Below are 20,364 nucleotides of genomic sequence, written 5' to 3' on the forward strand. Positions count from 1 at the left end.
GCTCTGCCCCCGTCGCACCGGAGGTGCGCATAGAAAGGTGCTGAAAGGGGGCTCTGCCCCCGTCGCACCAAAGGTGCGCATCAAGTGGTGCTGCAAGGGGGCTCTGCCCCCGCCGCGCTATGCGCGGCCCCCCGAGGTATTTGGAAAGAGAAGAAGGGGCGGAGTGGTGCGGAACGAAAAAGGCGCCGCCTTGGGGGCGACGCCTTTGGCCGGGTTGCCGGGCCCATGTCAGTCCTTGGCCAGTCCTTGGCCAGTCCTTCGTCAGTCTTTCGGGCCGATCATCTGCTCGGGGCGGACGACCTTGTCGAAGGTTTCCTCGTCCACGAAGCCAAGCGCGATGGCCTCTTCGCGCAGGGTGGTGCCGTTCTTGTGCGCGGTCTTGGCGACCTTGGTGGCGTTGTCGTAGCCGATGGTCGGGGCCAGCGCCGTGACCAGCATCAGCGATTCCTTCATCAGCTTCTCGATCCGCGCCTCGTTGGCCTGGATGCCGACGACCATGTTGTCGGTGAAGGCAGAGGCGCTGTCGCCCAGAAGCTGCATGGATTGCAGCACGTTGTAGGACATCATCGGGTTGTAGACGTTCAGCTCGAAGTGGCCCTGGCTGCCGGCCATGCCGACGGCGGCGTCGTTGCCCATCACGTGCGCGCAGACCATCGTCAGCGCTTCGGCCTGCGTCGGGTTCACCTTGCCGGGCATGATCGACGAGCCGGGCTCGTTCTCCGGCAGGATCAATTCGCCCAGACCCGAACGCGGGCCCGAGCCCAGCAGGCGGATATCGTTGGCGATCTTGAACAGCGAGGCGGCGACGGTCTTCAGCGCGCCCGAGAACATGACCATCGCATCATGGGCGGCCAGCGCCTCGAACTTGTTGGGGGCGGTGACGAAGGGCAGGCCGGTGATCTCGGCCATGTTGGCGGCCACGGCTTCGCCCCAGCCTTTCTTCGTGTTCAGCCCGGTGCCGACGGCGGTGCCGCCCTGCGCCAGTTCGTAGATATCGGGCAGGCAGGCCTTCACCCGCTCGATCCCCTTGCGGACCTGGTGCGCATAGCCGCCAAATTCCTGGCCCAGCGTCAGGGGCGTGGCGTCCTGCGTGTGGGTGCGCCCGATCTTGATGATGTCCTTGAATTCCTCGGACTTCGCCTCTAGCGCGGCCAGAAGCTTTTCCAGCCCCGGCAGCAGCACGTCGCGCGCCTGCATGGCGATGCCGACATGCATCGCGGTCGGGAAGGTGTCGTTCGAGGACTGGCCCATGTTGCAGTGGTCGTTCGGGTGAACGGGCTTTTTCGACCCCATCTCGCCGCCCAGCATCTCGATCGCGCGGTTCGAGATCACCTCGTTCGCGTTCATGTTGGACTGGGTGCCCGACCCGGTCTGCCAGACCACCAGCGGGAAGTTGTCGTCGAATTTGCCGTCGATCACCTCGGTCGCGGCGGCGATGATCGCGTCGGCCAGTTCGGCCTCCATCGCGCCGTTGGCCTTGTTGGCCATGGCGCAGGCCTTCTTGACCACGCCGAGCGCGCGGATGATCGGGACCGGCTGTTTCTCCCAGCCGATCGGGAAGTTCATGATCGAGCGCTGTGTCTGCGCCCCCCAGTACTTGTCCGCGGGTACTTCCAGCGGGCCGAAGCTGTCGGTCTCGGTGCGGGTGGCGGTCATCAGGCTCTACTCCTCGCGGTATCCCATCGTCGACCGTTCCTCTAGCGGGGCAGAGGAACGGGATCAATGTGCCATCGCCGCGCAAAGGCGGTGTGAACGCTATCAGGAAGGCAGAAAGGCGGCTTGTCGCGGTCGAGACGCCCGTCAGGGCCGCGGTCGGGGCCTATTTCCGGAAGCTGTCGAGGCTTACGATGTCGGCCTCGCGCGGGGCCTCGTCCTCGTCTTCGACTTCTTCCAGTTCGATCTCGTCCTCGTCGTCCTCATCATCGTCGTCCTGCGTCTTGAACGTCAGGCCGAACTCGACCGAGGGGTCGACGAAGGTGCGGATCGCGTCGAAGGGGATGTACAGCGGCTCGGGGTTGTCGCCGAAGTTCAGCGTCACCGCGAACCCGTCCTCGCCCACGTCGAGATTGTCGTACCAGTGCTGCATCACGATGGTCATCTCGTCCGGGTAGCGGTCGGACAGCCAGTCGGCGATCTCGACGTCCGGATGCATCGTGTCGAAGGTGATGAAGAAGTGGTGCTGCCCGGGCAGACCGTTGTCCTGAACGTCCAGCAGGACGTCGCGGATCAGCCCGCGCATGGCGCGGTGCATGAGGTTGCCGTAGTCGATGGTGCGCGGCATGCCGGGGGTCCTTCGTCAGCGCTTGGTCACAACATACGGGATTCGGGCGGGAAGAAAAGGGCACCAGTATGGCGCTGCGGTCAGACGGCCCAGCTTAGTGCCGCGCCTGCAAATGCCATGAGCTGCAGCACCAGCGGAAGCGGCCATTTCAGGCCCCAGAGCAATCCTGCGGCGATCAGGGCCAAGAGCGCGGCGGCAAGGTTCAGCGACGCGGGGTCGGGCACCGGCAGGCTGGCGGGGCCAAGCTGACTTTGCGTCACTTCGTCGAAGAAAACATGGGTCGCGAACCAGATCGACAGGTTCAGGATCACCCCGACGACGGCCGCCGTGATGGCGGTCAGCGCCGCCGACAGGCGGGGGCGTCCGGCGATGCGCTCGATATAGGGGGCGCCTGCGAAGATCCACAGGAAGCAGGGCACGAACGTCACCCACAGGGTCATCGCCGCAGCCGCGAGACCAAGCGCCATCCCCCCGGCACTGGCGCCGGCAAGGTAGCCCACGAACTCGGTCACCAGAATCAGCGGCCCCGGCGTCGTCTCGGCCAGTCCCAGACCGTCCATCATCTGGTCCATGCCCAGCCATCCCTGTTGCTGCACGACCTCTTGCGACATGTAGGCCAGCACGGCGTAGGCGCCGCCGAAGGTGACGACCGCGAGCTTCGAGAAGAACAGCCCGATTTCGGCCAGCAGCGTCTGACCTGCGACCAGCGCAAGCCCGACCGGCGCCCACCAAAGCGCGGCCCAGGTCAGCACGGTCGGCAGCGTCCGGGCGGGCCGCGCGGGCGGCGCGGCGGCGGCCTCGCCCGTGGCGGTGAGCGCGCCGTACAGGCCGGCGGCGGCGATGATCAGCGGGAAGGGGACCGAGAAGGCGAAGATGGCGAGGAAGGACAGCCCCGCGATCAGCCAGCGGTCCAGCCCGTGCAGGGCCTTCTTCGAGACCTTCAAAAGCGCCTCGAGCACGATCACCACGACGGTCGCCTTGATCCCGAGGAACAGCGCCTGCGCCAGCGGGACCGCGCCCCATTCCGCGTAAAGCGCCGCCAGCAGCGCCACTACCAATGCGCCCGGCAGTACGAACAGTCCGCCCGCGATCAGCCCGCCAGACGTGCCGCGCATCCGCCAGCCGCAGTATGTGGCAAGCTGCATTGCCTCGGGCCCCGGCAGCAACATGCAGAAGCTGAGCGCGTCGAGGAATTGCCTTTCGGAGAGCCACGGACGTTCGTCGACAAGTTCGCGGTGCATCAGCGCGATCTGCGCCGCCGGGCCGCCGAAGCTGAGAATGCCGATACGGCCGAAGACGCGGACAAGCTCGCGCGTCGGGGGCGGGTCAGTGGTCATGCGTGGCGCGGCTGTCCTCGGGGGCTTCGGTCCGGTCGTGCATTCCATAGTCGCGTAACACATGTGCGACACGCAGGCGGTAGTCCTGAAACAGCCTGCCACGCCCGGCGGCCTGCGCCTTGCGGTGCTGTGTCAACTGCCGCCATTCGTTAAGCGCCGCCTCGTCGCGGAAGATCGAGACCGACAGCAGCTTGTTCGGCGTTGTCAGGCTTTGGAACCGCTCGACCGAGATGAACCCGTCGATCTGTTCGACCAGCGGCCGCATCTCGGCAGCGATGTCGAGATAAGCGTCCGTGCAGCCCTCTTTCGGGGTGACTGCGAAGATGACGGCGATCATTGGCGGCTCCTCCCTGCGCTGGCATATGGCTGGCCCAGGGGCGGGCGGTTGGCAAGCGGCAAGAGGGATGGACCAGCGTCGGGTCGCAGTCCGTGGGCGCCAACGGTCGGGTGGTTCAAGCGGTCCAACGCAAGCGCGCCTGCTGACCGGCTTCGATGAAAAGGGGGAGGTAAGTGCAGGCTTCTGTTGCCAGGTGCCTGCGAACCCCGCCTTACGCTGCTAGGCGCAAGGGCTTAATTTTCGGTCTTGTTACTGCTTAAGCAGCAACGGCGACCGGAGCACGATTGTCGTTGGCAATTATGCATTGTGAACCGATAACGGTGGTATCTCACCGGGACAAAGCTAACCTCTTTAGACGTTCGTCGATCCTATTTCGGCCCCACAGTCCCCCCAACGACGGGAAATTTGGTGGAGCCGCCGGGTACCGCCCCCGGGTCCGAGCCGCTTATTACAAGCGCGTTTATGTCCATAGTCGGCGAACCGACAGAGCATATGTAGCGATGGCAGGGGCGTCCGACAAGGGGCTGCGTGCGGGCAGGGTTACGCGGGCGTTGACAGGCGCGGGCCGCGCTGCCCAAGGTGGCCGGGTGCCGGTCCGGCCCGCCAGCTACGGAGAAACAGCCTATGATTTCCGCCGAGTACTGCCGGACCATGGCCCGTTACAACCGCTGGCAGAACGGCAATCTCGTGGGCGAGGCGGATGCGCTGGGCGCCTCGGCACGCCGGGCGGAGCGGGGGGCGTTCTTCGGGTCGATCGAGAAGACGCTGAACCACCTCTTGTGGGCCGACACGATGTGGATGTCGCGGATCGACGGCTGGGACAAGCCGCGCGGCGGCGTCACGGAAAGCCTGCAGTTCACCGAAAGCTGGGAGGCCTACAAGACCGCGCGCACCATCGCGGACCAGGGCATCCGCGACTGGGCGTGGCGGGTCGAGGATCAGGACCTGCTGGGCGACCTGACGTGGTACTCGGGCATCCTCAAGACAAACGTGGCCAAGCCGTTCTGGCTGTGCGTCACGCATTTCTTCAACCACCAGACGCATCACCGGGGAAAGGTTCACGCGATGCTCACGGCGGCGCAGGGGCGGCCGGGCGATACCGACCTTTTCATCATGCCCGAAACCGCCTAGCCCTTTGGGTGGGATAGGACAGGAGGACAAGACATGGGCTTCAGGGCGCTTGTTGTGGAGAAGGATGCCGAGGGGGCGACTTCGGCATCGGTGAAGGAACTGACCGAGGCGGACCTGCCCGGCGGTGACGTCACGGTGGCGGTCGAATACTCGACGGTGAATTACAAGGACGGGCTGTGCATCGGTCCGGGTGGCGGGCTGGTGCGCAACTATCCGCATGTGCCGGGCATCGATTTCGCCGGAACGGTCGAGGCCAGCGACGACAGCCGCTTCGATGTCGGTGACCGCGTGGTGCTGACCGGCTGGCGCGTGGGCGAGGCGCATTGGGGCGGCTATTCGCAGAAGGCTCGGGTCAAGGCCGACTGGCTGGTGCCGCTTCCCGAGGGGCTGTCGACGCAAGACGCCATGGCGGTGGGGACCGCCGGGTTTACCGCGATGCTGGCGATCATGGCGCTGGAACGCCACGGGCTGCGCCCCGGCAAGGGCGAGGTGCTGGTCACCGGCGCCGCGGGCGGCGTCGGCTCGGTCGCGACCGCGATCCTGAACGATCTGGGTTACGAGGTGGCCGCGGTCACCGGGCGGCCCGAGACCGAAGGCTATCTGCGCGATCTCGGCGCCAGCCGCATCGTCCCGCGCGAGGAACTGGCCGAGACCGTCAAGCGTCCGCTGGAAGCCGAGACATGGGCCGGCTGCGTCGACGCGGTGGGTGGCGCGATGCTGGCGCGGGTGCTGGGGCAGATGAAGTACGGCTGCTCGGTCGCGGCGGTGGGCCTTGCCGGCGGCGCGTCGCTTCCCGCCTCGGTGGTGCCGTTTCTTCTGCGCGGGGTGAACCTGCTGGGCATCGACAGCGTCATGCAACCCTATGACAACCGGGTCGCCGCGTGGAAACGCGTCGCGTCCGACCTGCCGATGGACAAGCTGTCGGCGATGATCCAGCCGGCGACGCTGGCGGATCTGCCGCGTCTGGGCGACGAGATCCTGAAGGGACAGGTGCGCGGCCGGGTGGTTGTGGACGTGAACGCCTAAGCGCGCGTGCAACCCTTGCGCGCGGTCATTGCCCGTCTTGAACAAATGCCCGGAAACGACACCTATGCCGTTTCCGGGCCTTTAACCTTCGTTTAACGCCATTTTCTGGCCTTCCCCTGCGTTAGCCTTCTAGTTGGCCGAAACGTGCCGATCGGGTAAGATGCCTGTGAAGCACACCTTAACAAGATCCCCTCGATGCGGTTGCACCCCGTGCGGCTGTCTGGGAAGGGGGCGCCGGCTGAAAAAATAGGCAAGGAGGGAAAATGTTTCAGAAAATCATGGCGCCGGTCGACCTGGCCCATGTCGCAAAGCTGACCAAGGCGCTGCAGGTCGCGGCCGATATGGCCAAACATTTCGGCGCCGAGCTTTGCTATGTGGGGGTGACCGGCGAGCAGCCGAGTGCGCTTGGGCATACACCCAAGGAATACGGCGAGAAGCTGAAGGCTTTCGCCGAGGAACAGTCCGCCGCGAATGGCATCCCGACCAGTTCTCATCCGATGATCAGCTTCGATCCGACCACCGAACTCGACGATGCGCTGATGAAGGCCGTCACCGAGACCGGGGCGGATCTTGTGGTGATGGGAACGCACAAGCCGGGACTGACGGACTACATCTGGCCGTCGAACGGATCGAAGATCGCCGCGCACTCAGCGGCCTCGGTCTTCCTGGTGCGCGACTGACGCCTGCGGGCCGTCCGTCGTCACGTTCGACGTCCTGACAAACAGAACAAAGGAGATCGCCTGCTTATGGCTGACGAAGACATTCAGGGCATTCCGGAACCGGAAGGTGCCTCTGACATCATCGAGACCGATTACGAGATCGGTCAGGACAATGTGGAAGGCAGCGTGGGGCCTTTCGGATTCGACATCCACAACCCCGTATTCCTGATCTCGGGCCTCGCCATCGTGGCCTTCGTTTTCTACACGCTGGCGCTGCCGGAACAGGCGGGCTCGGTGTTCTCGTGGCTGTTCTCGGCGGTCACAAAGGGCTTTGACTGGTTCTTCCTCGGCGCGGCGAACATCTTCGTCATCTTCTGCCTGATCCTGATCGTGACCCCCGCGGGCTCGGTCCGGCTGGGCGGCACCGACGCGACGCCGGATTACACCTATCTTGGCTGGTTCGCGATGCTGTTCGCGGCGGGCATGGGCATTGGCCTGATGTTCTATGGCGTGTCCGAACCGATGAGCCACTTCTCGTCGTCGCTGGGCGGCACCGCGGTCGAGAACGGCGTGCGCACCGACTGGGCGCCGCTGGGCGCGGCCGAGGGCAACGAGGAAGCGGCGATCCGGCTGGGCATGGCCGCGACGATCTTCCACTGGGGTCTGCACCCCTGGGCGATCTACGCGGTGGTGGCTTTGGCGCTGGCGCTGTTCTCGTACAACAAGGGCCTGCCGCTGACGATCCGCTCGGCCTTCTACCCGATCCTCGGCGACCGGGTCTGGGGCTGGTGGGGCCACATCATCGACACGCTGGCGGTGTTCGCGACGCTGTTCGGTCTTGCGACCTCGCTGGGTTTCGGCGCGACACAGGCGAACGCGGGTCTGAACGAGTTGTTCGGCATCCCGATCAACAACACCGTCGAGGTTCTGCTGATCTCCGGCATCACCGCGGTCGCGCTGATCTCGGTGCTGCGCGGTCTGGACGGCGGCGTGAAGGTGCTGTCCGAGATCAACATGGGCCTTGCGCTGTTGCTTCTTCTGTTCGTGCTGTTCGCCGGCCCGACGCTGGCGATCCTGACGGGCTTTGTCGACTACCTTGGCGCGTATCTGGTGAACCTGCCGGCGCTGTCGAACCCGGTCGGCCGTGAGGACGTGAACTTCATGCAGGGCTGGACCTCGTTCTACTGGGCATGGTGGATCAGCTGGTCGCCGTTCGTCGGCATGTTCATCGCCCGCGTCTCGCGGGGCCGCACCGTGCGCGAGTTCGTCATCTGCGTTCTGCTGATCCCGTCGATGGTCTGCGTGCTGTGGATGTCGGTGTTCGGCGGCGTGGCTATCCAGCAGGTCGTGCTGGACGGCTACACCGCGGCGCAGGAAGCCGATCTGCCGCTGCAGCTGTTCAAGATGCTGGACCAGTTGCCGCTGACGCAGATCACCTCGCTGATCGGGATCGTGCTGGTGATCGTGTTTTTCGTGACCTCGTCGGACTCGGGTTCGCTGGTGATCGACACGATCACGGCGGGCGGCAAGGTCGACGCGCCGGTGCCGCAGCGCGTGTTCTGGTGCGTGTTCGAGGGCGCGGTGGCCATCGTGCTGCTGCTGTCGGCGGGCGGCCTTCAGTCGCTGCAGTCGATGGTGATCTCGACCGGCCTGCCGTTCACGGTGGTTCTGCTGTTGATGTGCTGGGCGATCTGGCGCGGCCTGATGGCCGAGCGCCGCGAGACCTGATCCGGTCCGGAAAGAACAAGGGAAAGGCGGCCTGCGGGCCGCCTTTTTCGTTCCGGGCGCTCAGCGCAGATGGTCAGCGGAAGCGGTCAGCTTCGGCGGGCAGGGGCGTCCGTCACACCGCCGTCGCGCGCGGCGCGGAAGTCGGGGCGCGGAATGCCCGCATCGGCCAGTTCGGCGTCTGTGGCCAGTTGGTGCGCGGGCCCGGCCGGGCCGCGCCGCAGCGGCAAGGCGATCACGTTGCGGCCCACCGGCGGCCTTCGGTCCAGCCGGGCGGCAAGCTCGGGCTTCAGCCCGTCGCCGTAGCGCTGCGCGATCCGGTGCAGGGTACCGAGGCCGGTCAGGTCGTCATCCATTCGTCTCTCCGGTCGTGGGAAATCTCGTGCTCCGCCGGCCCGGGCCTTTGCCGCACCTTGTAGCATTGGCCGCCAGGCCGGCGGAGCCGCCCTTTCAGGCGCGCGCCGCCGTTTGGCCCCGCCCCGTGTCGGGGTCCTGTCCGGGGCGATCGGCGGTCGGCGCGGGGCGAAGCAGGGCGGCGGCGTGTTCGCGGGGGAAGCACTGGGCCGTCACCGTCTCCAAAGCGCGCAGGAAGTGGTCGGCGTCGTTGCCCTCGCACAGCAGCGCGGCATGGGCCCGGGCGGCCTCGGGGCGGCCCTGGATGGTCGAGCGCAGCGCCGCCATGAAGGACCGCTCGTGGCCCGTCACGAACCGGGCGCAGTTGCCGCAGTCGGCGTTGTTGTAGCTGAAGGTCGACCGGCGGGCAGAGCGCATCGCCTGCACCGCACAGAGGATCGACACCGCGTTGTTCGGGCCTTCGCCGTGGCCGAAGCTTGCAAGCGCGGACGAGAAGGCGGCGATCCAACCCTGCCGCTCGGGCGCGGCGAAGCTGGAAAAGAAGTGCCGCGCGACCGTCAGAACCGCCATTTCCCGACCGGTAAAGCCGATCCGGTCCACGGGTTCGCCCCGCCAGGACCGGCTGTCGCGGCACATCCGTTGGCTGGCGTCGCCCCACGAAGCGCCCGAGGCGCCCGAGCCGGTGCCCGAAGCTGCGCCCGAGCCTGTGCCCGGGGCGGCGCCCGAGCCGGCGCCCGAGCCGGTGCCCGGAGTTGCGCCCTGGGCCGTGCCCTGTGACGGTCGTTTCCGGTCATTCCGGTCGTTGCGGGGCTGGGTCATCGCTGGCTCCGTTTCCGCCCGTCAGGGCGCTGCTCGTTTTCGAAGTGGCGGCGTGCCTGCCGGGGGGCGATCCGCTTTGGGTTCGCGGGCCACTTCGAAACCTGTTGTTCGGGGATGCCTGGCGCAGACCGTCACGCGGTTTGGCTGGGGTTTTGCCCGTTAGTCGACTAAAACAGTCGGAATTGCAAGCGCGATTTGTTTGCCGGTCTGACGATCCGCTGAAAGCCCCGTGAGAATCCGCTGAAAGCTACGTGAGAGACAGTGCAACAGGTCATCGCAACACGCGTGATAACGCGCTGAACACAGCGTAACAGGTCAGATCGAGATGTTTTATTTTCTCACAGAAATCAGTTCGCTTCAGCGCGAACTTGAGGCGACGGGAATGTGCTCCGTGCCACTTGCGGCCGCTCGATCAATCAACCGGATGTCAATCAAAACGGCCTGACGGCTGGCAAACCGGTCAGGCGGCTGTAGGTGCGTGTTGGTTGACCTTTGCCAGACATGTCACAGAGGAGCGTGATGCGGTTGTCGTGTCGCCCCGCGCTTGCATCGGCTGGCCATGCAGAGGATACCGGGCGCGGATACGCAAGGGGCGGTTGCCAGGGGCAGGACGTGGGGCGGTTCGGAGGGCGGCATTTGCCGGTCCGAACCGGCCGACACAGGGTCTTGGCGGTGGCCGCTTCAAGACCAGCCTCGCAAGCGGAGACACCTTCATGGCCCCCACACTCGACCTCGATTTCGTACGCGCTCAGTTTCCCGCTTTCTCGGTGGAAGGGCTGGGGCGGCAGGGCTTTTTCGACAATGCGGGCGGGTCCTATATGTGCGCGCCGGTGATGGAGCGGCTCGACCGCTTTTTCCGCGAGCGCAAGGTCCAGCCCTACGGCCCCTACGAGGCCAGCCGGCTGGGCGGCGAAGAGATGGACGAGGCCCGGCACCGGCTGGCGGCGATGATGGGTGTGGACACCGACGAGGTGTCCTTCGGTCCGTCGACGACCCAGAACACTTATGTTCTGGCGCAGGCCTTTCGCCAGTCGATGAAGCCGGGCGATGCGATCATCGTCACCAACCAGGACCATGAAGCGAACAGCGGCCCGTGGCGGCGGCTGGCGGATGCAGGTTTCGAGGTGCGCGAATGGCAGATCGACCCGGAGACCGGCCATCTCGACCCGGCAAAGCTGGACGCGCTGCTGGATGACAAGGTGCGGCTGGTATGTTTCCCGCACTGTTCCAACGTGGTGGGCGAGGTCAACGACGTGGCCGCGATCGTCGCGAAGGTCCACGATGCCGGTGCGGTGGCCTGCGTCGACGGGGTCAGCTATGCCCCGCACGGCCTGCCGGACGTGGACCGGCTGGGCGCGGACATCTACCTGTTCTCGGCCTACAAGACCTATGGCCCGCATCAGGGCGTCATGGTGATCCGCCGTGCGCTGGCCGAGCGGCTGCCGAACCAGGCGCATTTCTTCAACGGCGACGTTCTGTACAAGAAATTCACGCCCGCCGGTCCCGATCACGCGCAGGTCGCCGCCTGCGCCGGGATGGCCGATTACATCGACCTTCTGCACGCCCGCCACTTCGGGACCGAGACCGACCCACGCATCCGCGCCACCCGCGTCCACGACCTGATGCGCGCGCAGGAAATCAGCCTGCTGCAGCCGCTGCTCGACTATCTCAAGTCGAAGAACAGCGTCCGCCTGATCGGTCCGTCCAAGGCCGAGGGCCGGGCGCCGACCGTCGCCATCACCGCCGACCGCCCCGGCGCGGATCTTGCCGAGGCGCTGGCCCCGCACGAGATCAATGCGGGGGGTGGCGACTTTTACGCGGTGCGGCCGCTGAAGGCGCTGGGCGTCGGCGACGAGGGCGTGCTGCGGCTGAGCTTCGTGCACTACACCTCGAAAGGCGACATCGACCGGCTGATCCGCGCGCTCGACCACGTGCTGTAACGGGGCTCGCCGGGCGTTGACCCCCGGGCGCTGGCGCTAGATCAGGCTCAGACACGGCCCCGGGAGGATCACTTGAGCGACACGTCACCCGTCATTGTCTGGATCCGGCGCGACCTGCGCCTGTCCGACCACGCCGCCTTGACTGCCGCCGCCGACAGCGGGCGGCCCGTCATCCCGGTGTTCCTGCTGGACGAGGTGGCCGAGGCGCTGGGCGCCGCGCCGAAGTTCCGCTTCGGGCTTGGGGTCGAGACGTTCGCGGACGCGTTGAAGGGCATCGGTTCGCGTCTGATCCTGCGGCGGGGCAAGGCGCTGGACTGCCTGCTGGCTCTGGTGAAAGAGACCGGGGCAGGGGCGGTTTACTGGCAACGCGCCTATGACCCCGACAGCAAGGATCGCGACACCAAGGTGAAGGCGGCGTTGAAGGACGACGGCGTCGACGCGCAAAGCTTCACCGGCCACCTGCTGTTCGAGCCTTGGACGGTCGAAACCAAGACCGGCGGTTTCTACAAGGTCTACACCCCGTTCTGGAATGCGGTGAAGGGCACCGATGTCGACGCGCCGCTGACGGCCGTGTCGACGCTCAAGACGCCGTCCAGGTGGCCCGACAGCGACAGCCTTGAAGACTGGGCGCTGGACGCGGCGATGCGTCGTGGCGCAAGGATCGTCGCGAAATATGCCTCGGTCGGCGAAGAGGCCGCGCGGGGGCGGCTGGGCGCATTCATCGCGAACGGCATCGCCGGGTACAGCGACGGCCGCAACATGGTGGCCGAAGAGGGCTGTTCGCGCATGTCCGAACCGCTGACATATGGCGAGATCAGTCCGCGCATCTGCTGGCACGCCGGGATGCGGGCGCGCGAGGAAGGCAAGGCTGGCGCCGAGACGTGGCTGAAGGAGCTGGTCTGGCGCGAGTTCGCCTATCACCTGCTGCACCACACGCCGCACATCGTGACGGACAACTGGCGCGAGGAATGGCGGTCGTTCCCGTGGAACGAGGACGAGCGCAGGTCCGAGGTGATCGCGTGGAAACGCGGCCGCACCGGTGTCGCTTTCGTGGATGCCGCGATGCGCGAGATGTACGTGACCGGCACCATGCACAACCGCGCCCGGATGATCGTGGCCAGCTACCTGACCAAGCACCTGATGTGCCACTGGCGGATCGGTCAGAAGTGGTTCGAGGACTGCCTGATCGACTGGGACCCGGCCTCGAACGCGCTGGGCTGGCAGTGGACGGCGGGGTCGGGGCCGGACGCCTCGCCCTATTTCCGGGTGTTCAACCCCGACACGCAGGCCGAGAAGTTTGACCCGAAGGGCGAATACCGCCGCCGCTGGATCGCCGAGGGGCAGGAGAACCCGCCCGAGACCGCCACCGATTATTTCAAGGCGGTGCCGGAAAGCTGGTCGCTTGAGGCCGCGCGAGACTATCCCGATCCGGTGGTTGAGCTGGACGAAGGCCGCAAGCGGGCGCTGGATGCCTACGAGAACCGGGATTTCTAGAAGGTCGGCGCAGATCAATTTCCCCTCAATGGGTGGATTGTTCCCGACTTGACAACAATCGAATCCCTTCAGGGTCAGTTGGGATGGCCCCACATCGGCCCGGTAACCCCCCGTTTCGGCTGTCGGATGTGTCCGCTCTGGAACAGCCGGGGCCGAAAATCGCGGGTGCTGCTTGCCGGAACGCGGCGCGCGGCGGAGACTGCGCAGCGAACGACCGCTGTGAAGGCCCCCCATGCCCACCGCCACGAAACTCGTCTCTGCCATCCTGTTCGCCGCGCTCGCGTGGTGGATCGGGCATATGATCATTCCCTACTTCCCCGAGGAACAGCGCATCGGCCGCTTCCGCGAGATCCTCGCGGCGGTCGGATTCCTGACCGGCTGGCGTTTTCTGGGACGGCACGCGGGGGCAGGGTGGAACAGCGCCATTGCCTTCGGGCTGGGCGCGTCGGGCATCCTCGTGTTCTGGGGCCTGCTGATCTTTTCGGGCTACGAGATGATCCGGCGGTCGATGCGCCTGTCCTACGGCGGCCCGACCGAGGCGCTGAAGGATCAGGTGCAGATCGCCATAGATTATTTCGTCTATCTCCAGCCGCCCGAAATCTGGGGCTCGCTGATCGTGGGCGGGCTCGCCCTTGGCCTGATCGCCGAGATGGTGAAGCGGCGCTGGCCCTGACCCGATGACGGTATTCATCTACGGACCGCTGCGGTTCCCGCCGCTTATGGCCTGCATTCTCGGGCTCGAGGACGCGGGCGGTGCGCAACCCGCGCGCGCGCCAGGCTGGCGCGGCGCACCTTGCAGCGGTGGCGTGTTCCCGGTGGTTGCGCCGGTGCAGGACGCGGGCCCCGGTGACGGGTTGCACGGCGTGGCCTTCGACACTTTGCCGGGCACCGCGCTGGCGCGACTGGCCTATTGCGCCGAGGTTTTCGGTCTGCGCTGGCACGAGTTGCAGATTGAACGCGCGGACGGCGCACGGCCCGCCCGGATGCTGGTGCCGGACGACGCCACACCGGCTGCGGGCGAGTGGTCGCTTGACGACTGGGTCGCGGCGACGGGCGATGCGGCGCTGCGGCTGGCGGGCGATGTGATGGAGCGGTTCGGCCGCGCCAACCCGGCCTCGGTCCGCGCGATGCTGGGGATGGCGATGTCGCGTGCCGACAGCCACGCCCGCGCGCGCCGCGACAGCGCCGTGCCGGTCCTGCGCACCGGTGGCAGCGACACGGACGTAGAGGTCATAGAGCGGCGGCGGCCCTACACTCATTTCTTTCAGGTCGAGGAAACCGATCTTCAGTTCCGCCGCTTCGACGGCTCGATGAGCGAGACCGTCACCCGCGCCGCCTTCGTGATGAGCGACGCGGTGACCGTCTTGCCCTACGATCCGGTGCGCGACCGCGTGTTGCTGGTCGAGCAGTTCCGCTTCGGCCCGATGTCGCGCGGGGACCGCTATCCATGGAGCCTTGAGCCCGTGGCGGGCCGGATCGACGCGGGCGGCGACCCGGAAGAGACCGCGCGCCGCGAGGCTCGCGAAGAGGCGGGGCTGACCGTCGGCGCGCTGGAACTGGTGGCGCGCTACTACCCGTCGCCGGGGGCGGTGACCGAGTATCTTTGGTCCTACGTCGGCATCGCCGACCTTCCCGATAGCGCAGCCGTGATCGGCGGGCTGGACGAAGAGGCCGAGGATATCCGTGGCATCATCCTGAGCTTCGACGCGCTCATGGCGCTGGTATCGGGCGGCGAGGCCGAGAACGGGCCGCTTATCCTGACCGCCCACTGGCTTGCCGCGAACCGCGACCGCCTGCGCCGCGACGCTTGAGTTCCGGGGCCGCGCAAACTACAGGATCAGTTCTGATGAAAGACTGACCGAGGGAGGCGCGCGATGCGGATTTGCAAGGACTTGCCGGAGGCTGTGGGCAACACCCCGTTGATCCGGCTGAATGCGATCTCGGACGCGACGGGCTGCGACATCTACGGCAAGGCCGAGTTCATGAACCCGGGCCAGTCCGTGAAGGACCGCGCCGCGCTGTTCATCATCAAGGACGCGATCGAGAAGGGCAAGCTGGCCCCCGGCGGAACCATCGTCGAAGGCACCGCAGGCAACACCGGCATCGGGCTTGCCGTGGTCGGCGCCGCGATGGGCTTCAAGACCGTCATCGTTATCCCCGAGACCCAAAGCCAGGAAAAGAAGGACATGATCCGGCTGGCCGGCGCCGAACTGGTGCAGGTCCCGGCGGTTCCTTACAAGAACCCGAACAACTACGTGAAATACTCGGGCCGTCTGGCCGAGAAGCTGGCGCAGACGGAGCCCGGCGGCGCCATCTGGGCGCAGCAGTTCGACAACACCGCCAACCGCCGCGCCCACGTTGAAACCACCGGCCCAGAGATCTGGGAACAGACCGGCGGCAAGATCGACGGCTTCGTCGCCGCCGTGGGCTCGGGCGGGACGCTGGCGGGGGTGGCCGAGGTGCTGCAGCCCAAGGGCGTAAAGGTGGCGCTGGCCGACCCGATGGGCGCCGCGCTGCACAGCTTCTACACCACCGGCGAGTTCAAGTCCGAGGGCAGCTCGATCACAGAGGGCATCGGACAGGGCCGGATCACCGCCAACCTCGAAGGCTTCACGCCGGATTTCTCGTACCAGATCAGCGACGACGAGGCGCTTCCCTACGTCTTTGACCTGCTGCGCAACGAGGGGCTGGTGATGGGTGGCTCGACCGCGATCAACATGGCGGGCGCGGTGCGTCTGGCCCGTGAACTGGGGCCGGGGCACACCATCGTCACCGTGCTGTGCGACTATGGCTCGCGCTATCAGTCGAAACTGTTCAACCCGGCATTCCTGAAGGAAAAGAACCTTCCCGTGCCGGAATGGCTAGATGCCGAGGCGCGCGACCTGCCGGAAGTCTACGAGGACGCATGACCCGCCCGGTGCGCCTGCTGCTGATCCTGGTGCTGGCGCTGGGGGCGCTGGCACCGGTCGCATGGGCCCCCGGAACGTCACCGGCCGCGGCGCAGCAGGCGCTTGACTACGACACATGGCACGACGTCGCGCTGCGGGCCGAGGCGGCGCTGGATGCCGGCGCGGCCTCGACCGACGCGCTCGAAGACCTGCGGGCCGAAGTCGTCGAATGGCGGCAGCAATTCCTCGAGGCTCAGGACACCAACGCCGCCGCCATCCAGTCGCTGCGCGACCAACTCGATGCGCTAGGCCCGGCGCCGGAAGAGGGCGCGACCGAGGCCGACGAAATCGCCGCGCGGCGGGTCGAACTGACCGAGGCGCTGGCCAACGCCGAGGTGCCCGGCCGCACCGCCGAGGCCGCCTTCCGCCGGGCCGAGGCGATCGTGCGCCAGATCGACACCCTTGTCCGGGCCCGGCAGGCGGGCGAGTTGATGCAGATCGGCCCGTCCCCGGCGATCCCGGCGCTGTGGCCCGTGGCGGCCGAGGACTTCCTTGAAAGCGTGAAGGCGGTCGCGGCCGAGACGGAAACACAGTGGTCGTCGGACACCACCCGCGAACTCTTCCGCACCCAGCTTCCGTTCACGCTGATCTACATCGCCATCGCGGCGGTACTGTTGCTGCGGGGCCGCCGCGCGATGGTGTGGCTGACGCAGACCGTCCTGAACCGCTCGCGCGGGCGCGCACGCTGGCTGGCGGGCTTCATCACCTCGCTGTTTCAGGTGGTGGTGCCGGTGCTGGGCATCCTGCTGCTGTCGGCGGCACTGATCTCGACCGGGTTGTTCGGTCTGCGCGGGCAGACCTTCGTGGCGGCGCTGTCCGGCCTCGGCATGACCACCTTCTTCGCGTGGTGGATCGCGCTTCGCCTGTATCCGCTGCACGAGGACGCGCCGCGCCCGCTGGCGGCGACCTTCGACTACGCCGGCGAGATGCGCTTTGACGTCACCATGCTGGGGGTGCTGGTCGGCATCCACTACATGCTGTCGTCGCTCATCGACTACGAGAGCTATGGCGACGGCACCAGGGCGGTTTTGTATTTCCCGTTGCTGGTCGCCTTCGGGTTCCTGTTCTTCCGGATCGGCCGCATCCTGATGCGCAGCGTCACGCTGTCCGCCGAGAACGCCGCGCTGGACGTCACCTTCGCCCAGCGGGGGCAGCGGCTTGTGGGGCAGGTGCTGGTGGTACTGGCCGTCGCGGGCCCGGCACTGGCGCTGGTGGGCTACCTGAACGCGGCGATCTTCATCATGGTGCCCACGGTGTCGTCGCTGGCGATGCTGGCGCTGCTGCGGATCCTGCACGACATCGTCGTCGAGCTTTACGCCCTGATCACCCGCAAGACCGCGGAAGAGGCGGGGCAGGCGCTGACGCCCAGCCTTCTGAGCTTCGTGCTGGTCTTCGCCTCGCTGCCGATCTTCGCGCTGATCTGGGGCGCGCGGCCGTCGGACCTGCTGGAAGTCTGGAGCCAGTTCAACGCGGGCTTCTCGATCGGCGACGCGCGGATCTCTCCGGCGGTGTTCCTGACCTTCATCGTGATCTTCGCGGTGCTCTTTGCCGCCACCCGGCTGTTCCAGGCCGCGCTGCGGTCCACCATCCTGCCGAAAACGAAGATCGACCCGGGCGGCCAGAACGCCATCGTCGCAGGTATAGGCTATCTGGGCATCGGTCTTGGAGCGGTGATCGCCGTGACCACCGCCGGCATCGACCTGTCCGCGCTGGCCTTCGTCGCGGGCGCGTTGTCGGTGGGCATCGGCTTTGGCCTGCAGAACATCGTGTCGAACTTCATCTCGGGCCTGATCCTGCTGGTCGAGCGTCCGGTGGCCGAAGGCGACTGGATCGAGGTCGGCGGTCACATGGGGATCGTCAAGGACATCTCGGTCCGCTCTACCCGGATCGAGACCTTCGACAAGAACGACGTGATCGTGCCCAACGCCGATTTCATCTCGGGCGCGGTGAAGAACTGGACCCGCGGCAGCAGCATGGGCCGGATCATCGTGACGGTCGGCGTGGCCTATGGCACCGACACCCGCAAGGTCGAGAAGATCCTGCTGGAGATCGCGATGAACCACCCGCTGGTCGCGCTCGATCCGGAACCCGCCGTGGACTTCCTCGAATTCGGCGCGTCGAGCCTCGATTTTCAGATGCGCATGGTGCTGCGCGACATCGCCCACGGTCTTGCCGTCCGCACCGAGATCCGCCACCAGATCGCCGAACGGTTCGCCGCCGAGAACATCGAGATCCCCTTCGCACAACAGGACATCTGGATCCGCAACCCCGAGACGTTGCGGCTGGGCAAGGCGCAGGTCGCGGCGGATGAGGCGGGGCCGGGCGACACCTCGGACGACGCCGCCACCGTTTCTGGCTCGACCTCGGACGAGGTGCGCGGCGAGGACACGGTGGATGACGCCGGCACGGATGGAGAACAGACCTGAATGACCGCCACGGATTTCCTGATTGAACCCTACCGGCAAGACGCGCCCGCCGACGTGCAGGCGGTGACCGGGGACGGGGGCATCGTGCTGGACGGCACGATCTTCTACGCCCGCGGCGGCGGCCAGCCCGGCGACAGCGGCTGGCTGTCGTGGGGCGACACCGAGATCGCCATCATCGACACGGTGAAGGGGGAAGACGGCGATATCGTCCTGATCCCCGAGCCCGACGCGCCGCTGCCGGTCCACGGGCAGGCGGTTGGCCAGCGGCTCGACTGGGACCGCCGCTATGCCCACATGCGCTGCCACACGGCGCTGCACCTTTTGTCGGTGGTGATCCCATTGCCGGTTACCGGCGGCTCGGTCGCGGCGGGGAAGGGGCGGCTTGACTTCGACATGCCCGAGGCGCCCGAGGACAAGGAAGCGCTGCAAGCGGCCCTGAACGAGCTGATCGGCCGCGACCTGCCCGTCACGCAGGACTGGATCAGCGACACGGACCTCGACGCCAACCCGGGACTGGTCAAGACCATGTCCGTCCAGCCGCCGCGCGGCGCGGGCCGCGTCCGGCTGATCCGGATCGGCGAGGGCGACACTCAAGTCGACCTGCAGCCCTGCGGCGGCACCCACGTCGCCCGCACCGGCGAGATCGGCACGGTACGGCTGGGCAAGATCGAGAAGAAGGGCAAACAGAACCGCCGCGTCACGATCCTGCTGGATTGAGAGGCGGCCAATCCCGGCGGAATTGCCTGTCTTTTCAGGTGCGCCGCGCCGCCTGGTGATGCGATCACCGGGCGCAGTCAGCCTGTGTGTCTGCGTGTCCCTAACGCGCCCGGAACGGACTGGCCCAGGGGATTGCCACCTGGCCGCGGACCCGAGAGCGTCCAGCCACGCCGACCGCGCGCCCGTCCCCTTGCCGAGCGTCCGATCTTTCTTGCCCGATAAGCCCCAAACCCACCGTTTTCACCCTTGCAACTGGCCCACCGCCCCGGATACATAGCGCCGCACGGAGAGGTGGCCGAGTGGTCGAAGGCGCACGCCTGGAACGCGTGTAGGCGGGAAACCGTCTCCAGGGTTCGAATCCCTGTCTCTCCGCCACCGACAATCCTCTCATTCCCGGACATCGGAAACGCGGCGAATTCGTCCGCAGTTCCCGACGTTTGCGCGCGGCTGCTTCTAGCTGAGACGCGCCCGTCAGGCGCTGTGGTGGCACTTTCCGGCGTCCGTCTCAGTCGGCCCAGAGACGGGGTCCGGTTTCTGGCGTTTTTCCCTGTTCCGTGTCGATTAACAGCGTATGTGGCGCAATCACGGGGAATCCGCTGCAAGGCGGGCCAAGTTTCTTCGCGTTTTCAGTGTTATGCGCGATCAATTCCCTGCGAAGGCGAACAGGGAATTAAATCGACGGAACAGGGAGCGATTGGAAGCTGTTCAGGGAAGGCTTTTCGACGAGCAGGGAAGGGCTGTCAGCGCCCGAGGCCGAGCATCCGCTCTTGCGCGTCCCAGGGTAGGGGAAGCGGCGCACGCAGCAGTTTCTTTAGGGTCAGGGGAACCGGCTGGGTTCCCTCCACGATGGCCCGCTTCAGACGCGGCGACAGTCCGTCCAGATGGATGATGCGACCCATGTAGCGCTCGGAGATGCCTTCCGACTTCGCCAGCGCTTGAAGTGGTGTTCCCGAACGGAGGCGCGCGGCCCAGTCGGTTGCATTGCGGAGCGCACGCAGCAGCGCGGGATCCGGTTGCGGAGCGACTTCGCCCTCCACGATCTTCAGTTCGACACCACGCCTACGACAGTCAAAGACGTGCTCGATCCGCAGTAGCAAGGGCGCGAGCTCGTCGGTGACGCCGGCGGCAGCGCGCAGGGCATTCGCATCCAGGTCGATGTGCAGATATCCG

Annotated in this window: 18 protein-coding genes, 1 tRNA gene and 1 other RNA gene; 12 read left to right on the top strand and 8 right to left on the bottom strand. The window is 66.5% G+C overall.

The annotated features are described in order from the left end of the window. Nucleotides 1–261: 261 nt before the first annotated feature. The 5 genes from fumC to ssrA all read right to left on the bottom strand — a co-directional run bounded on the left by fumC (nt 262) and on the right by ssrA (nt 4,479). On the bottom strand, nt 262–1,656 hold the full coding sequence (gene fumC, locus ACP156_RS18165) for a class II fumarate hydratase (RefSeq protein WP_425052770.1): 1,395 nt from the start codon (nt 1,654–1,656) through the stop codon (nt 262–264). A gap of 163 nt (nt 1,657–1,819) precedes the next feature. Continuing rightward, a complete protein-coding gene (locus tag ACP156_RS18170) occupies nt 1,820–2,281 on the bottom strand; it encodes an SspB family protein (protein WP_425052771.1) in 462 nt (153 codons plus the stop codon). Nucleotides 2,282–2,361: 80 nt separating this feature from the next. After that, nucleotides 2,362–3,618, bottom strand: coding sequence for a chromate efflux transporter (gene chrA, locus ACP156_RS18175; RefSeq protein WP_425052772.1), 1,257 nt, complete (start codon nt 3,616–3,618; stop codon nt 2,362–2,364). After that, nucleotides 3,608–3,955 (bottom strand): antibiotic biosynthesis monooxygenase family protein, encoded by a 348-nt coding sequence (locus tag ACP156_RS18180; protein ID WP_425052773.1) that lies wholly within the window; start codon nt 3,953–3,955, stop codon nt 3,608–3,610. The genes chrA and ACP156_RS18180 overlap by 11 nt, the downstream gene beginning before the upstream one ends. Nucleotides 3,956–4,127: 172 nt before the next feature. Next, nucleotides 4,128–4,479: a transfer-messenger RNA gene (gene ssrA, locus ACP156_RS18185) on the bottom strand. Nucleotides 4,480–4,579: 100 nt separating this feature from the next. Between ssrA and ACP156_RS18190 the strand changes: the two genes are divergently transcribed. From ACP156_RS18190 to ACP156_RS18205, 4 genes are all read left to right on the top strand, one after another. Continuing rightward, nucleotides 4,580–5,086, top strand: coding sequence for a DinB family protein (locus tag ACP156_RS18190; protein ID WP_425052774.1), 507 nt, complete (start codon nt 4,580–4,582; stop codon nt 5,084–5,086). A gap of 33 nt (nt 5,087–5,119) precedes the next feature. After that, a complete protein-coding gene (acuI, locus tag ACP156_RS18195; protein WP_425052775.1) occupies nt 5,120–6,112 on the top strand; it encodes an acryloyl-CoA reductase in 993 nt (330 codons plus the stop codon). A 263-nt stretch (nt 6,113–6,375) separates the two neighbouring features. Beyond that, entirely contained in the window at nt 6,376–6,792 is a 417-nt protein-coding gene (locus ACP156_RS18200; protein WP_425052776.1) for a universal stress protein, read from the top strand. 66 nt (nt 6,793–6,858) lie between these two features. After that, entirely contained in the window at nt 6,859–8,499 is a 1,641-nt protein-coding gene (locus ACP156_RS18205; protein ID WP_425052777.1) for a BCCT family transporter, read from the top strand. Nucleotides 8,500–8,585: 86 nt separating this feature from the next. On the opposite strand, the gene ACP156_RS18210 is transcribed toward ACP156_RS18205, so the two are convergent. Both ACP156_RS18210 and ACP156_RS18215 read right to left on the bottom strand, forming a co-directional pair. After that, entirely contained in the window at nt 8,586–8,852 is a 267-nt protein-coding gene (locus ACP156_RS18210; protein WP_425052778.1) for a hypothetical protein, read from the bottom strand. 94 nt (nt 8,853–8,946) lie between these two features. Next, a complete protein-coding gene (locus ACP156_RS18215) occupies nt 8,947–9,669 on the bottom strand; it encodes a hypothetical protein (RefSeq protein ID WP_425052779.1) in 723 nt (240 codons plus the stop codon). Nucleotides 9,670–10,382: 713 nt separating this feature from the next. Between ACP156_RS18215 and ACP156_RS18220 the strand changes: the two genes are divergently transcribed. The 8 genes from ACP156_RS18220 (at nt 10,383) to ACP156_RS18255 (ending at nt 19,569) form a co-directional block, all read left to right on the top strand. Then, entirely contained in the window at nt 10,383–11,609 is a 1,227-nt protein-coding gene (locus ACP156_RS18220; RefSeq protein WP_425052780.1) for an aminotransferase class V-fold PLP-dependent enzyme, read from the top strand. Between the two features lie 72 nt (nt 11,610–11,681). Continuing rightward, the gene (locus tag ACP156_RS18225) at nt 11,682–13,103 is read left to right on the top strand and encodes a cryptochrome/photolyase family protein (protein ID WP_425052781.1); all 1,422 of its coding nucleotides are present in this window, start codon (nt 11,682–11,684) and stop codon (nt 13,101–13,103) included. Nucleotides 13,104–13,335: 232 nt separating this feature from the next. Next, nucleotides 13,336–13,776 carry a TrgA family protein gene (locus ACP156_RS18230; RefSeq protein ID WP_425052782.1) on the top strand — a complete coding sequence of 147 codons (441 nt, stop codon included), beginning with the start codon at nt 13,336–13,338 and terminating at the stop codon, nt 13,774–13,776. Nucleotides 13,777–13,780: 4 nt separating this feature from the next. After that, entirely contained in the window at nt 13,781–14,914 is a 1,134-nt protein-coding gene (locus tag ACP156_RS18235; protein ID WP_425052783.1) for an NUDIX domain-containing protein, read from the top strand. A gap of 63 nt (nt 14,915–14,977) precedes the next feature. Next, nucleotides 14,978–16,012: a cysteine synthase A gene (locus ACP156_RS18240; protein WP_425052784.1), complete on the top strand. Its 1,035-nt coding sequence runs from the start codon at nt 14,978–14,980 to the stop codon at nt 16,010–16,012. Continuing rightward, entirely contained in the window at nt 16,009–18,477 is a 2,469-nt protein-coding gene (locus tag ACP156_RS18245; RefSeq protein WP_425052785.1) for a DUF3772 domain-containing protein, read from the top strand. The genes ACP156_RS18240 and ACP156_RS18245 overlap by 4 nt, the downstream gene beginning before the upstream one ends. Continuing rightward, nucleotides 18,478–19,194 carry an alanyl-tRNA editing protein gene (locus tag ACP156_RS18250; protein WP_425052786.1) on the top strand — a complete coding sequence of 239 codons (717 nt, stop codon included), beginning with the start codon at nt 18,478–18,480 and terminating at the stop codon, nt 19,192–19,194. It begins immediately after the preceding gene. A gap of 285 nt (nt 19,195–19,479) precedes the next feature. Further along, a tRNA-Ser gene (locus ACP156_RS18255) sits at nt 19,480–19,569 on the top strand. Between the two features lie 365 nt (nt 19,570–19,934). Here the strand turns inward: ACP156_RS18255 and ACP156_RS18260 are convergent. Then, nucleotides 19,935–20,291, bottom strand: coding sequence for a hypothetical protein (locus tag ACP156_RS18260; RefSeq protein WP_425052787.1), 357 nt, complete (start codon nt 20,289–20,291; stop codon nt 19,935–19,937). Between the last annotated feature and the right edge of the window lie 73 nt (nt 20,292–20,364).

Origin of the sequence: Psychromarinibacter sp. S121, from assembly GCF_049801035.1 — a bacterium.
Lineage (GTDB): Bacteria > Pseudomonadota > Alphaproteobacteria > Rhodobacterales > Rhodobacteraceae > Psychromarinibacter.